Origin of the sequence: Formosa undariae, from assembly GCF_042427615.1 — a bacterium.
GTDB classification, from domain to species: domain Bacteria; phylum Bacteroidota; class Bacteroidia; order Flavobacteriales; family Flavobacteriaceae; genus Formosa; species Formosa undariae.
This window is the reverse complement of sequence record NZ_JBHMEZ010000032.1, coordinates 219,532-233,048: the sequence shown is the minus strand read 5'-3', so window position 1 is coordinate 233,048 and position 13,517 is coordinate 219,532. Positions and strand designations below refer to the sequence as shown.

The following is a 13,517-nucleotide window of genomic DNA, read 5'->3' as shown; positions in this document are numbered from 1 at the left end:
CTTCTTTTTATGATATTTTGTAATTAAAACGCATTTACAATCGCGAAGAAATCTTCAGCATTTAAAGCTGCTCCTCCAATTAATCCACCATCCACATCAGGCTTAGAGAAAATTTCTTGTGCATTTCCTGGCTTCACACTTCCACCGTATAAAATAGAAACACTATCTGCAACAGCAGCACCATATTTATCTGCTAATGTTTTTCTAATAAAAGCATGCATGTCTTGAGCTTGCTCAGGACTAGCTGTTTCTCCTGTTCCAATTGCCCAAACAGGTTCGTAAGCTAAAACGATATTTTTAAAAGCATCTGCTTCTAAATGAAATAATGCATTTTTAATCTGGCTTCCAACAACGGCTTCGTGGTTTCCAGATTTTCTGTCGGCTAATTCTTCTCCAAAACAGAAAATAACACGCATATCATTTGCTAAAGCAGCATCTGTCTTTTTAGCTAATAATTCATCTGTTTCATTAAAATACGCACGACGCTCACTATGTCCTAAAATTACAGTTTTTACACCTACGCTTTTTAACATGTCAGCACTAATTTCACCAGTATATGCACCGTTTTCAGCAAAGTGCATGTTCTGTGCAATAACTTCGATAGCGTTATCTTTTAAGGTGTTGTATGCAGACCAAAGGTTTGTAAACGTTGGTGCTACCATAACTTCAGCATTAGAAGTTATTGTGCTGTTTTTTAGTGCAGTTAGCAATGTTTCGGTTTGTGCTAAATCATTGTTCATTTTCCAATTTCCTGCAACGATGTTCTTTCTCATAGTTTGAATGTATTAATTTATTTATTGAAGTTTTACCTTGGGATCTAACCAGGCATAAACGATATCTACAAAAATATTGATTATTATGAATAAAAGGGCTATAATTAGCACAGAACCCATAATAATAGGTAAATCTAAAGTATTTAGGGCATTTACTATCTCTTTTCCTAATCCATTCCATCCAAAAACATACTCCACAAACACAGCTCCGGCAAGCATAGAAGCGAACCAACCTGATATGGCAGTTACTACAGGATTTAATGCGTTTTTTACAGCGTGCTTTTTTATGATTTGAAATTCGGTTAGTCCTTTTGCGCGTGCGGTTCTAATATAATCTTGGTTAAAGACTTCTAGTAAGGAATTTCGCATAAGTTGAATAACCACTGCTAACGGACGAATGCCTAAAACAAGGGCAGGAAGGATTAAGTTTTTCCATTTAATATGCATCGCTTCACCAAAGTCGTCGAGTTCGTATAAACTCCCTGTCATTTCCAAATTGGTGTATTCCTGAAGCAGGTAGCCAAAGACCCATGCAAATAATATCGCACTAAAAAACGAGGGCACACTCATTCCAATTGTACTTAAAAACTGTATGCTTTTATCGATAAAAGTATCTTTGTATAAGGCTGAAATAATGCCTAAAAACACGCCTAGAATAATGGCTATTAAAATAGCTGAAACGGCCAAAACAAAAGTGTTTGGTAAGGTTTCTGCTAAAACACTACTTACTTTTTTGCCTTGCTTGGTAAACGATTCTCGTAAATATGGTGTTTTTATAACGACATCGGTTTTCCCTATTTGAAATAGAGGTAAAGCGTTATATTTTCCGTTGCGTAAAAATGTATAATCTTTAGGATTGGTAGAATGGAAGGATACCAGCGATAAATCGTTTAAATAATACCCGTATTGCACATTTAACGGTTTGTCGAAACCGTATTTGTGTTTTATTATGGCTAATTGTTCGCTGTCTTCATTTTGACCCAACATCATTTGTGCGGGATCGCCAGGTAACACATTAAATAAAAAGAATATAACTGTAACTACACCAAACAATGTTAGTAATGCATAAAATAATTTATTGAGTATGTAGTGTATCACAGGGTGTCGCTTAATTCACTTTAATAAGGTTTAAATCGTCAACATCGTTCCAATGTACTTTTTGTGTTACGGTTCCTTTTTCTAAAACTAGAATCCCTGGATTAGAACGTACAATGGTTTTTAATGCCGTTTCGTCGGAGAAGTAAAAGTCAAAATTAAAATGATATTCTTGTTTTAATTGATTTTGAATGTCTTCGCCTGAAGCCGTTAATCCAATTACTTTATATCCGTTCTTTTTGGCTTCATCTCCTACATTTTTAATGGCTTGTAATCCTAAATTTTCGGATTTTTCCAAGCTGTAGGCGATCAATAAAACCACATGGTCGTCGTGTAAAATTTGTTCTGTATAATCTTCGCCATCACGTTCGATTGAAAAATCGTGTATTGGGGCTTCGTAACCAGGATCTATAATATCTGTATCCACGCTAATAAACTCGCCTTCTACAGTCGGGTAGGACCCTTTTGTGGTGTATACTTCCTCTTTTCCGTTTACGTTAAAGGTCCACATATAATCGATATCTGCTTTTTGAGCATCCTCTGGAACAATCATATTCTCCCATAGATTGGCACCTACATTATATGGCCTGAAATCTACAGTTGGTAAATGCATTAGGACATGATATGCGAAACCTAAACATCCAATAAACCCTAAAAGAGCCATCACGGTAGTCTGAAACACACTAAAAACAGGTTTAATATAGCGAACCCCAGCAAACAAGATTAATATGAATACTAACAGAATAATGTCCTTAGAAAACGATTCCCAAGGTGTTAATTTTATAGCATCTCCAAAACAACCACAATCTGTTACTTTATTAAAATACGCCGAGTAGAAAGTTAGAAACGTGAAGAAGATAATCATGAGTAATAAACTCCAAACCGTGAATTTTGGCTTATAACCTATCAATAAGAAAATTCCTAAAAGCACTTCAAAAACGACAACTAATATTGAAATAATTAAAGCGTAAGGCTCTAAAAAAGTTAAATTAAGAACTGCTGCGCTAAAATATTCTTCTAACTTGAATGAAAAACCAATCGGGTCATTTAGTTTAATTAAACCTGAAATGATGAATAATACACCAACGAAAATTCTGCTTATACTTACTAATGCTTTCATGGAATTAGGAATCTTTTTTTTAATCTTAAATTTTATTAACGTCTAAATGAATTAATGCAAACACCGAATAATTAATCATATCTTGATAGTTGGCATCAATCCCTTCGCTAACCAAGGTTTTTCCTTTGTTGTCTTCAATCTGTTTTACACGTAGTAATTTTTGCAGAATTAAATCTGTTAACGAACTCACACGCATATCTCGCCAGGCTTCTCCATAATCATGGTTTTTATCCATCATTAATTGCTTGGTTTGTCCAATTTTCTCATCATATAACTCTGTAGCTTCAATAGTGCTTAAATCAGGTTGTGTGGCAATACCTTTTTCAAGTTGAATTAAAGCCATGATGCAATAATTAATTACGCCAATAAATTCAGAAACTTCACCTTCATTAACTTTTCGAACTTCATTTTCTTGTAAACCTCGAATACGTTGTGCTTTAATAAAAATTTGGTCAGTTAAAGACGGTAATCTTAGAATGCGCCAGGCACAGCCGTAATCTTTCATCTTATTAATAAACAAACTTCTACAATTAGTAATTACTGCGTCGTATTGTTTTGAGGTATCTTGCATAAATTGAATTGAATTTTCCGTAAATTTCGCATAATTTAATGGAATAACAAACTTAAAGCTTTTCTATATCTGTTTTGAATAAAACTATCAACTGCAAAGGGCAACTTATCGATATTTCTACACCGTCTGTAATGGGGATTTTAAATCTTACTCCAGACTCTTTTTATGATGGTGGAAGCTATAAAAATGAACAAGACATTATTACGCAAGTAGAGTCTATGTTAAATGAAGGCGCTACATTTATAGATGTTGGTGCATACAGCTCTAGGCCAGATGCCGATCATGTTAGCGAAGCAGAAGAGCTGGCTCGTATTTTACCCGTGGTGGACTTGCTAATTAATACGTTTCCTAATCTTATTTTATCGATCGATACTTTTAGAAGTCGCATCGCTAAATTGTGTATTGAAGCTGGAGCGTCTATAATTAACGATATTTCTGCAGGGCAATTAGATCCGTTAATGTTGGAAACTGTTGGGGCATTAAAAGTGCCTTATATTATGATGCATATGCGAGGTACCCCACAGAATATGCAAAAACATACAGATTATAACGATTTGCTAAAAGAACTATTGTTCTATTTTTCCGAACGTATGGCTTTAGCCAGACAACATGGCATAACAGATATTATTATAGATCCCGGTTTCGGGTTCTCGAAAACACGAGAGCAAAATTTTGAACTATTAAATAAATTAGAACTTCTAAATATTACAGAATTACCAATGTTAGTTGGTGTTTCTAGAAAATCGATGATCTACAAAACTTTGGAAAACACGCCCCAAGAGGCATTAAATGGGACTACTGTTTTAAATACAGTTAGCCTACAAAAAGGAGCTTCAATCTTAAGAGTGCACGATGTAAAGGAAGCAATGGAATGTATCACGCTTATAACGGCTTTAAAACACTAATATGAAACAGATTTATACAGTATTAATTTGCTTTTTTTGTTTGTCCTGCGCAATGGATAAAGAATTGCAACTTGCAGAAATTCAACATTCTGAAATAACACAAGTTTTAGATGTTTCTCCAGCATATGTATTTTATAATACGAGAGAAAAAGACAGTGTAGAATTAAATAAGCAAAACTTAATTAGTACCACAAATTGGTTAGTAAATGTAGATAAGCGGTTAACGTTGCAACAAGCGATTCCCGTTATCTTAGAGTTACAGGAAAAAAAGAGAAATGCATCTCACAAAAAAGAAGGTGTTAAAAATTATTTTACAGCTTTTAATCCTGAAGTTAAGAATTTGCGTTTTATTGAATTTACAAACGTGAATTATAATTTAGACCAAGCAGTAGAAGATTATGTGAAAACGTCTAAAGAACAACCTGAAGTACTTACCTTTGGTTTAGATGGTGCGCATTTTCAGAATAAGAAGTATACGGTCGAAGCTTTGGTAGAGGAATTAAAATCTAAAATAGATCAACGTCATATCTTTGTTTTAAATTTCGAAAATCAACTGTCGTTTCAAACGTATATGCATATAAAAGATTTACTTTTAACCATTACAAATGCATCGGTGTTAATCAATACCAGCGAGTTTATATTTTAGTCTTAAAATTGTTACATTTACATAAAACAGCTACCCTTTGGAAATCTTTAGTGATCTTTTAAAATTTACATTAATAGACATCATTGATGTCTTTTTAGTCGCATTCCTGCTTTACTACGTCTACAAATTAGTAAAAGGGACAGTAGCGATAAATATCTTTATAGGTATTGTAATTATTTATATTATTTGGAAAATTACGGAAGCTTTACATATGCAGTTGTTAAGTAATATTCTAGGTGGCTTTATTAGCGTTGGGATGTTTGCTTTAATTGTAGTGTTTCAGCAGGAATTGCGTAAGTTTTTATTAATGATTGGATCTACTAATTTTAGTAAAAGTAGTCAGTTATTAAAACAACTTAAATTTTTAAAAACGGAAAGCAACGATGGCACAAATGTGGACGAAATTATATCTGCATGTACAAAAATGGCATCTACAAATACAGGAGCTTTAATTGTTTTTGAACGTAATAATAATCTCGATTTCCTGGCGCAGACAGGAGATGAAATGAATATTACAGTAACACAACCTATTATAGAAAGTATCTTCTTTAAGAATAGTCCGTTGCATGATGGAGCTATAATTATTGCGAATAACATTGTAAAAGCAACACGTGTAATTTTACCTGTTAATAACGAGAAAAATTTACCACAGCGTTTTGGTTTAAGACACAGAGCAGCCGTTGGTGTTTGTGAAAAAACCGATGCCTTAGCCCTTGTTGTTAGTGAAGAAACAGGGCAAATTTCTTATTTTAAAAATGGTGAATTTATTATGTTTGAATCTACAGAAGAACTTAAAACATTAATTAAAAACGATCTGGTTTAAGCAGATCGTTCTTTCATAAATTGTACTTCATATAGGTTTTTGTAATACCCGTTTTCATTTCTAAGAAGTTCTGAGTGTGTACCTTGTTCTACAATTTCACCCGAATCCATAACAATAATTTTATCGGCCTTAATAATGGTTGCTAAACGGTGTGCGATAACTATGGATGTTCTTCCTTTTGTGATTTTATCAGTAGCTGTTTGAATGAGCTGTTCCGAATACGAATCTACAGAAGAGGTGGCTTCATCTAATATTAAAATACTCGGATTAGTCACATAAGCACGTAAAAACGAAATTAATTGGCGTTGCCCAGAAGAGAGCATAACACCGCGTTCCTTTACATTGTAATCGTAACTATTTGGTAAGCTTGCAATAAACTCGTGCACTCCAATATCTTTAGCGGCCTGAATAACTTCCGCTTTAGTTATGTTAGGATTATTTAATGTAATGTTATTTAAAATGGTATCTGCAAATAAGAAAACATCTTGAAGTACGACCGCAATTTGCGAACGTAAAGATTTTAAAGTAAATGCTTTAATGTCTTTAGAGTCGATTGAAATTACACCTTTGTCAATTTCGTAAAACCGATTCAGTAAATTAATAATAGTCGATTTTCCTGCGCCAGTGGCTCCAACAATAGCAACAGTTTGCCCTGCTTTTACTTCGAAAGAAATGTCTTTTAAAACAACTTCATTTTCAATGTAACTAAAACGCACATTTTTGAAAGAGATATCCCCTTTAAATTGATCTGCGATGTCTGTTCCAATGTCGTCTATTTGCGATTTAGTATCGATAACTTTAAACACACGTGTAGCAGCAACCATTCCCATTTGGAAGGTGTTAAACTTGTCTGCTATTTGTCGTAATGGTCTAAATAACATAGGAATCATCATAACGAAAGCTGTTAAATCTCCTAAAGACGATGAGTTTCTCATTACAGCATCTAATCCGCCGTACCAAGCCACCAAACCAATGGTTATAGAACCTGATAATTCTGCGATAGGAAAGAAGATGGAGTTGTACCAAACCGTTTTTAACCAACCATTTTTATGACGTTCGTTAATTTCTGTAAAGTGATTGAATTCAGTGTCTTCTCTTGTAAATAGTTGCAGGATTTTCATTCCTGTAACCCGTTCCTGAACAAACGAATTTAAGTTAGATATTTCTGTGCGTACTTCTTCAAAGGCTTTCTTCATATATTTCTGAAAAACCCGTGTCGCATATAAAACTAATGGAAGCATTAAAAAGACAATTATACTTAGTTTCCAATTTATAAAAACCATAACACCAGCCACAACAACCATGGTTAAAGCATCTCTAAAAATCATAAATAAACCTTCTCCAAAAATATCTGCTATGCGTTCCATATCGGTAACAGAACGTGTAATAAGTACGCCAACAGAGGAGTTGTCGTAATACTTCATTTTAAAACGAAGCATATGATTAAACAATTTTACACGAATATCTTTAACGACACTTTGACCTAACCAACCTGAATAATAAATAAAAACGAGCTGAAAAATAACTTCGAAAACCAATAGCGCTACCATGATTAAGATATAAGGTAGAAAGCCTTCGAGTGTTTTTGTTGCTATATTATTATCTATTGCCTGTTGTAATATATAGGGTCTTATAGCTCCGAAAATAGCCAATAAAACAACAGAGATAAACACTGCGGTAAATACTTTATTGTACGGTTTTATATATTCTAGTAAACGTTTAAATAAACTAAGGTTTACGCTATTTTTTTTATTGTTATCCATTTATAGAACTATCGATTCAGGGTAAATAATTTGAGTTAAATATAGGCCTTTAGCGGGTACCGAATAGCCCGCTTCACTTCGGTTTTTAGATGAGATAATGCGATGTATATCGTCTACTTCAAGTTTTCCTAAACCTACATTAATTAGGGTGCCTACAATGGCACGAACCATATTTCTTAAAAAACGGTCGGCCGTAATGGTAAAATGTAATTCGTTTTCTACGGTCTCTAAATTTACCGCCATTATATTACAATTATACGTTTTTACGTCGGTATTCGTTTTAGAGAAGCATTGAAAGTCTTTATATGCTAATAGTAAACTTGCAGCGGTTCTCATGTTTTCAATATTCAATTTTGGTTTAACCCAATAGGATTCTTCAAAATTAAATACATTTTTTTGAAGTGCAATACGATATAAATACGTTCTGCTTTCGGCATGAAAGCGAGTGTGTGCATCCGGTTTAACAGGAAAAACACGATGTAAAGCGACGTCTTTTGGTAAAAACGAATTCAACTTATAAAGTAATTGGATGTCGTTAAATTCACCTTCAAAATCAAAGTGTGCAAACATCTGTTTGGCATGTACGCCCGTATCTGTTCTGCCGGCTCCCATAATCGCGATTTTTTCTTTTAAAATAACAGACAAAGCCTTTTCAATAACTTCTTGTACAGAGATTGCGTTAGGTTGGTTTTGCCAACCGTGATAGGCTGTTCCGTTATAAGAAAGTTCTAAAAAATATCTCAAGAATAATCGTATTTTTGTTAATGAAGCACAAAGATAATTAGTTTTCCTTGTTTGGACTCACAATATTCCCTTAATGATAAAAATCCTTCTCCTTTCTGATACCCATAGTTACATTGACGATGATGTTTTAAAATATGTAAAGCAAGCCGATGAGGTTTGGCATGCAGGAGATATTGGAAGCCTGAAGGTTACCGATGCCATTGAAGCATTAAAACCACTACGCGCTGTGTACGGGAATATAGATGATGCGCAGGTACGACGCGTATTTCCTGAAAACAACCGATTTATGTGCGAAGGTGTCGATGTTTGGATTACACATATTGGTGGCTATCCAAACCGATATAATATCCTGATTCGAGATGAAATTAAAGTCAATCCACCTAGACTTTTCATCTGTGGACATTCACATATTTTAAAAGTTATGCCGGATAAAAAATTGGGGTTATTACATATGAATCCAGGAGCCATAGGGAAACACGGATTTCATAATGTACGCACCATGCTGCGGTTTACTATAGACGGGACAGATATAAAAGATTTGGAAGTGATAGAATTTAAAAAATAAAAACCCGAAGCACAACCTTCGGGTTTTTTACACGCACTAATACTACTAAGATAATAGGTTTAACGTAATCGATCTACAGATTTTACAAGATCTTCATCCTTTTTAATGGCTTTATTAGCTAACACTAATAATACGATAGAAATTATAGGAAGGAACATCCCAATACCTTTCTCAGAAACGTTAGTTTCTCCAGATAAGTTTAGAGACTGATAAACGAAAAATCCTAGTAAAAAAAAGTTTAATATGATGTTTAGACGGCCCAATACAAATTGAAGCTTTCTATTTGAATACATGAATATGGATACTAACGCTAATAGTGCAGAGCCTAAAAATAAGCCTAAAGTCACTAAATTATCGATTGCATACACTAAGACACCTTCGGTATTTGTCCATAAATTAAAGACAAATATAAGGCCACTGCTTACAATGGCTGCTAATAAAAGGTAAATAGTTTGTATACGTTGTATCATTCGTTTTTTATAAACTAGACAGCAAAAATAGCAGTTTCTTTGAGAATATTAGTATAAAATATTAAAATAAAAGTTGTATAATTGCAATAACAATGTACAACACTCTTTGTTTTAGATTGTTAATTCTTCAGAATAAGATCAAATTTTCTTCAGAATAATTCAATATTTAAATTCTAATCAAATATTCAATTGAACATCAATGTTTGAAATCTCTCAATTAAAAGAAATGAAACTTCCTGAGTTGCAGGAAATAGCGAAAAAATTAAATATTCCTAAGTTTCGGACTCTTAAAAAACTCGATTTAGTATATCAAGTACTAGATCACCAGGCAACTAACCCTAAGGCTGTTATAGAAGTCAAGACCGTTGCAACAGAAACCGTAGCACCTCAAGAAGAAGATGCTTCAAAAACTAAGCGTGAACGTGTAAAAAAGCGTGTTCCTTCAAAGGCGGTAAAACCAAATACAAATACAGAACCAAAAACTGAAGAAGCAGTTGTTTCCGAGGTAAAAGAAGTTATAGAGGAAGCTCCAAAACCAGCACCGGTTAAAAGGCAACCTGTTAGAAAACCTAATCCAAGGCCAGTAGCAGCAAAAGCACCTCAAGCAAAAGACGACAATTCTGCGACTCCAAGTAAAGAAGATAAAGGTCCAAAAGCACCAAATGCTCCTAAAAAGGAAAATCAGCCTAATCGTCCAAAAAGAGAAAATCCCAATCAAAAGAAAGATGGTCCAAATCCTAGACAAAACAATAAGTCTAACGGAAATCAGCATCCTACTAATAATGGAAACAAAGACACTAGAAACCGTTACAGAGAACCAGAATATGAGTTCGATGCAATTATTGAAAGTGAAGGTGTTTTAGATATTATGCAAGATGGTTACGGTTTTTTAAGATCATCTGATTATAACTATTTATCATCTCCAGATGATATTTATGTATCACAGTCTCAAATCCGTTTATTCGGATTAAAAACAGGAGATACTGTTCTTGGTCAAGTAAGACCTCCAAAAGAAGGCGAAAAATATTTCCCTTTAATTAAAGTGAGTAAAATTAACGGTCAGAATCCTAATGTAGTTAGAGACCGTGTATCTTTCGAACACTTAACACCATTATTCCCACAAGAGAAATTTATTTTAGCAGAAAAGCAAAGTACGATTTCTACGCGTATCATGGATTTATTTTGCCCAATTGGTAAAGGACAACGTGGTATGATTGTTTCGCAACCTAAAACAGGTAAAACGATGTTGTTAAAAGACATCGCAAATGCCATTGCTGCGAATCACCCTGAAGTATATCAGATTATTTTATTAATCGACGAACGTCCGGAAGAGGTTACAGATATGCAACGTAACGTACGTGGTGAGGTTGTAGCATCTACATTCGATAAAGAGGCACACGAACACGTAAAGATTGCTAACATTGTTTTAGAGAAAGCAAAACGTTTGGTAGAATGTGGTCACGATGTGGTAATTTTGTTAGACTCGATTACTCGTTTAGCACGTGCTTATAACACGGTGCAACCTGCATCTGGTAAAATATTAAGTGGTGGTGTAGATGCGAATGCATTACACAAACCAAAACGTTTCTTTGGTGCTGCTCGTAATATTGAAAATGGAGGTTCTTTATCTATAATTGCTACGGCACTTACAGATACAGGTTCTAAAATGGACGAAGTTATATTCGAAGAATTTAAAGGAACAGGTAACATGGAACTGCAATTAGACAGACGTATTGCTAACCGTAGAATTTTCCCTGCTATCGATTTAATTTCATCAAGTACGCGTCGTGACGATATCTTATTAGATGAAACAACAATACAACGTATGTGGATTATGCGTAAATATTTAGCAGATATGAACCCTGTTGAAGCCATGGAATTTATCAATGATAGATTTAGGAAGACAAGAAACAATGAAGAGTTTTTAATTTCTATGAATAGTTAGAAATAACACTTAAAGATTTTTATATAAAAAGCGGTTATCTTAATATAAGATAACCGCTTTTTTGTTTGCTAATGTCTGTTTGTAAAAGACACTCTAAAACGTAAAATCGCCCACATAATTAATTATATGGGCGATTTCTTTATATATAAGTTATGCTGTTGCAGCTAACGAATTTTGGTTGTCCTGATATTGTTTTGGACTACAGTTATATTTTTCTTTGAAAATTTTTGAAAAATAACTTCTACTTGTTAACCCAACAGTATAAACAATTTCTGAAATGTTTAAGTCTGAGGTTTTAATTAAATCTTCGGCAGTCTCTACACGTACGTTTCTAATGAAATCCGTTACCGTTCTATCGTGTAATAATTTGAAACCTTCTTGTAATTTTGAAGGTGTTAAACCAGATTTAGAACTTAAATACTTTAAAGTGTATTGTTTTTCTGGGTAATTTTTAATGAAAACAGAAAGATCTTTTATCGTTTCCATTTCCTCTTTATTTAACGATCCAAATTGGTTACTTGCATGCTTAAGGTCGTCCGTATGTTGTTGTATTTCTAACGCTAAAATAGTTTGAACGGTACTTTCTATTAGTAAACGTCTAACAACACCTTCTTGGCTTATTGCTTCCAATTGTTCTATTTTTTCAGCTATCTTAAGATTGTAAGATCCAAAATAGGCGAAATTAGTTGTGTTTTCTTCTGGTCTGAAAATTTCATCCAACTTAGAGTTTAACTCATTGTTTTTAATTGAAACCTCGTCGGTACTCACTACAATTGTAGAGAACTTATAAGTCATATCTTTTTCAAAGTGATATACATTATTTACCGTTTCGGCACTTCTTAAAATGGCTGTCTGAAATGCATCTAACGTATTTGTCTTCCCTTCTACAGAAAAACTATGTTCTACATGTCCTTCAGAACAGTATGTAAAATATACTGGAGACGATTTTAAAATCGTATTCACTAACTTAATGTCTTTTTTAAACTCAATATCAAAAGAAATATATGTAATACTTTTCTTAACACTAATCGCACTTATAGTACCTTGTGCTAATTCACTATCTACAGTTAAAACGTTTTCGTGATTAAGTGAAGTTATAGTTCCTCCAATTTTAGTTTGAAGATCTTTAATCATTTTACTAGCAGAAGTCGATTTTATATATAAGGTTTTCATGAGTTTTTGTTTTAAGTTAAAAATGGTCTTTAATTTTTTCGCTGGTTACTCGAAGACTATTAAATGTGGTTCGTACTGTGTTTAGATCTAGCTCCTGTAGAGGCATTCTCTAAACTATTTATCATGGCGTTTATATTTGGAAGTTTGAAATTTGAGACTTTTCTAATCCTCCCGACGCGTGCATTTTGTTTTGAAGTTGGTTTCATAATTAGATTTAGTTTTTAATAATTGATACTCCAAAATTCGACAAAAGCTAGAGGGTACGTGTTACAGAATTTTCAGATTGTGTTATATAATTTTACGAAAATCAATGTAACTACCTATATTGCAGTATTTTGTATGTTAGTCGTCAAGACATGAAAAAGCCCAATTATTAACATTAATTAACAATTGGGCTATTCTTTTAGGCTTAAAATCTACTCTATATTATATAATTACAGTCGCATTATAAAGTTTTCTTTGTTGAGGTTAGAGGTGTTGTACTGCCAATTAATTTGAAGTACTTTTTCTATAACCGATTTTAATTTCGAAAAATCGTTAGGCTTATTAATATAAATATTAGCACCGTTAACGAAGGTTTCGTCGATATCATTATCTGAAGATGAAGTAGAATAAATAGCAACAGACAATTCTTTCAAGTGATCTGTTGTTCTTATTTCTTGCAAGCACTCTAATCCATTTTTTACAGGCATGTTTAAATCTAAAAATACAACTTGAGGTAAAATTGAATTGGGGTGCAATAGAAAATCCATAAACTTCTGTCCGTTTTCGAATAACGACAATTCCGTTTTAATATGAATCTGGTCTATGGCCTCTTTAAATAGGAAGCGATCGTCTTCATCGTCGTCCACTAAGGCAACTTTTAATCTTTGTAAGTTCATAAAAACGGGTGGAATTTATAACAATGTTTTGATTTATAACATG

At 33.5% G+C, this 13,517-nt stretch carries 15 protein-coding genes; 5 read left to right on the top strand and 10 right to left on the bottom strand.

Annotated elements, in window-relative coordinates:
- Positions 1 to 23 precede the first annotated feature (23 nt).
- Genes tpiA through ACFFVB_RS17990 form a run of 4 tightly spaced genes read right to left on the bottom strand, consistent with a single transcriptional unit; the run spans position 24 to position 3,559 of the window.
- Complete coding sequence (tpiA, locus tag ACFFVB_RS18005; protein WP_382384637.1) at positions 24 to 773, bottom strand: triose-phosphate isomerase; 750 nt, start codon at positions 771 to 773, stop codon at positions 24 to 26.
- 21 nt (positions 774 to 794) lie between these two features.
- Positions 795 to 1,871, bottom strand: coding sequence for an ABC transporter permease (locus tag ACFFVB_RS18000; protein WP_382384635.1), 1,077 nt, complete (start codon positions 1,869 to 1,871; stop codon positions 795 to 797).
- Between the two features lie 10 nt (positions 1,872 to 1,881).
- The gene (locus tag ACFFVB_RS17995) at positions 1,882 to 2,988 is read right to left on the bottom strand and encodes a BT_3928 family protein (RefSeq protein ID WP_382384633.1); all 1,107 of its coding nucleotides are present in this window, start codon (positions 2,986 to 2,988) and stop codon (positions 1,882 to 1,884) included.
- A gap of 25 nt (positions 2,989 to 3,013) precedes the next feature.
- Positions 3,014 to 3,559, bottom strand: coding sequence for a DUF1599 domain-containing protein (locus ACFFVB_RS17990; protein ID WP_382384632.1), 546 nt, complete (start codon positions 3,557 to 3,559; stop codon positions 3,014 to 3,016).
- 131 nt (positions 3,560 to 3,690) lie between these two features.
- On the opposite strand from ACFFVB_RS17990, the gene folP reads away from it, so the two are divergent.
- The 3 genes from folP to ACFFVB_RS17975 are packed head-to-tail and all read left to right on the top strand — an operon-like array spanning position 3,691 to position 5,933.
- Positions 3,691 to 4,464, top strand: coding sequence for a dihydropteroate synthase (folP, locus tag ACFFVB_RS17985; RefSeq protein ID WP_382384831.1), 774 nt, complete (start codon positions 3,691 to 3,693; stop codon positions 4,462 to 4,464).
- Position 4,465: 1 nt separating this feature from the next.
- Entirely contained in the window at positions 4,466 to 5,110 is a 645-nt protein-coding gene (locus tag ACFFVB_RS17980) for a hypothetical protein (protein ID WP_382384631.1), read from the top strand.
- Between the two features lie 37 nt (positions 5,111 to 5,147).
- Positions 5,148 to 5,933 (top strand): diadenylate cyclase, encoded by a 786-nt coding sequence (locus ACFFVB_RS17975; protein ID WP_382384629.1) that lies wholly within the window; start codon positions 5,148 to 5,150, stop codon positions 5,931 to 5,933.
- On the opposite strand, the gene ACFFVB_RS17970 is transcribed toward ACFFVB_RS17975, so the two are convergent.
- The gene (locus ACFFVB_RS17970) at positions 5,930 to 7,696 is read right to left on the bottom strand and encodes an ABC transporter ATP-binding protein (protein WP_382384627.1); all 1,767 of its coding nucleotides are present in this window, start codon (positions 7,694 to 7,696) and stop codon (positions 5,930 to 5,932) included. The two genes, ACFFVB_RS17975 and ACFFVB_RS17970, sit on opposite strands and share 4 nt — an antisense overlap.
- On the bottom strand, positions 7,697 to 8,440 hold the full coding sequence (gene truA, locus ACFFVB_RS17965; protein ID WP_382384625.1) for a tRNA pseudouridine(38-40) synthase TruA: 744 nt from the start codon (positions 8,438 to 8,440) through the stop codon (positions 7,697 to 7,699).
- Between the two features lie 73 nt (positions 8,441 to 8,513).
- Between truA and ACFFVB_RS17960 the strand changes: the two genes are divergently transcribed.
- Entirely contained in the window at positions 8,514 to 9,005 is a 492-nt protein-coding gene (locus tag ACFFVB_RS17960) for a metallophosphoesterase family protein (RefSeq protein WP_382384623.1), read from the top strand.
- Between the two features lie 59 nt (positions 9,006 to 9,064).
- Here ACFFVB_RS17960 and ACFFVB_RS17955 read toward each other — a convergent pair whose 3' ends face one another.
- A complete protein-coding gene (locus ACFFVB_RS17955; protein ID WP_382384621.1) occupies positions 9,065 to 9,475 on the bottom strand; it encodes a DUF4293 domain-containing protein in 411 nt (136 codons plus the stop codon).
- A gap of 199 nt (positions 9,476 to 9,674) precedes the next feature.
- On the opposite strand from ACFFVB_RS17955, the gene rho reads away from it, so the two are divergent.
- On the top strand, positions 9,675 to 11,420 hold the full coding sequence (gene rho / locus ACFFVB_RS17950) for a transcription termination factor Rho (protein ID WP_382384619.1): 1,746 nt from the start codon (positions 9,675 to 9,677) through the stop codon (positions 11,418 to 11,420).
- Between the two features lie 150 nt (positions 11,421 to 11,570).
- Here rho and ACFFVB_RS17945 read toward each other — a convergent pair whose 3' ends face one another.
- From ACFFVB_RS17945 to ACFFVB_RS17935, 3 genes are all read right to left on the bottom strand, one after another.
- On the bottom strand, positions 11,571 to 12,593 hold the full coding sequence (locus ACFFVB_RS17945; protein WP_382384618.1) for a helix-turn-helix domain-containing protein: 1,023 nt from the start codon (positions 12,591 to 12,593) through the stop codon (positions 11,571 to 11,573).
- 59 nt (positions 12,594 to 12,652) lie between these two features.
- Positions 12,653 to 12,799 (bottom strand): hypothetical protein, encoded by a 147-nt coding sequence (locus ACFFVB_RS17940; RefSeq protein WP_382384616.1) that lies wholly within the window; start codon positions 12,797 to 12,799, stop codon positions 12,653 to 12,655.
- Positions 12,800 to 13,027: 228 nt separating this feature from the next.
- The gene (locus ACFFVB_RS17935; RefSeq protein WP_382384615.1) at positions 13,028 to 13,474 is read right to left on the bottom strand and encodes a response regulator; all 447 of its coding nucleotides are present in this window, start codon (positions 13,472 to 13,474) and stop codon (positions 13,028 to 13,030) included.
- Positions 13,475 to 13,517: the final 43 nt, after the last annotated feature.

Coding starts and splice junctions, on each gene's coding strand:
- ACFFVB_RS17955 (WP_382384621.1), bottom strand. CDS start 9,475: ATGATACAACGTATACAAACTATTTACCTTTTATTAGCAGCCATTGTA.
- ACFFVB_RS17940 (WP_382384616.1), bottom strand. CDS start 12,799: ATGAAACCAACTTCAAAACAAAATGCACGCGTCGGGAGGATTAGAAAA.
- ACFFVB_RS17935 (WP_382384615.1), bottom strand. CDS start 13,474: ATGAACTTACAAAGATTAAAAGTTGCCTTAGTGGACGACGATGAAGAC.
- ACFFVB_RS17970 (WP_382384627.1), bottom strand. CDS start 7,696: ATGGATAACAATAAAAAAAATAGCGTAAACCTTAGTTTATTTAAACGT.
- ACFFVB_RS17960 (WP_382384623.1), top strand. CDS start 8,514: ATGATAAAAATCCTTCTCCTTTCTGATACCCATAGTTACATTGACGAT.
- tpiA (WP_382384637.1), bottom strand. CDS start 773: ATGAGAAAGAACATCGTTGCAGGAAATTGGAAAATGAACAATGATTTA.
- ACFFVB_RS17990 (WP_382384632.1), bottom strand. CDS start 3,559: ATGCAAGATACCTCAAAACAATACGACGCAGTAATTACTAATTGTAGA.
- ACFFVB_RS17945 (WP_382384618.1), bottom strand. CDS start 12,593: ATGAAAACCTTATATATAAAATCGACTTCTGCTAGTAAAATGATTAAA.
- rho (WP_382384619.1), top strand. CDS start 9,675: ATGTTTGAAATCTCTCAATTAAAAGAAATGAAACTTCCTGAGTTGCAG.
- ACFFVB_RS17980 (WP_382384631.1), top strand. CDS start 4,466: ATGAAACAGATTTATACAGTATTAATTTGCTTTTTTTGTTTGTCCTGC.
- ACFFVB_RS17995 (WP_382384633.1), bottom strand. CDS start 2,988: ATGAAAGCATTAGTAAGTATAAGCAGAATTTTCGTTGGTGTATTATTC.
- folP (WP_382384831.1), top strand. CDS start 3,691: ATGGGGATTTTAAATCTTACTCCAGACTCTTTTTATGATGGTGGAAGC.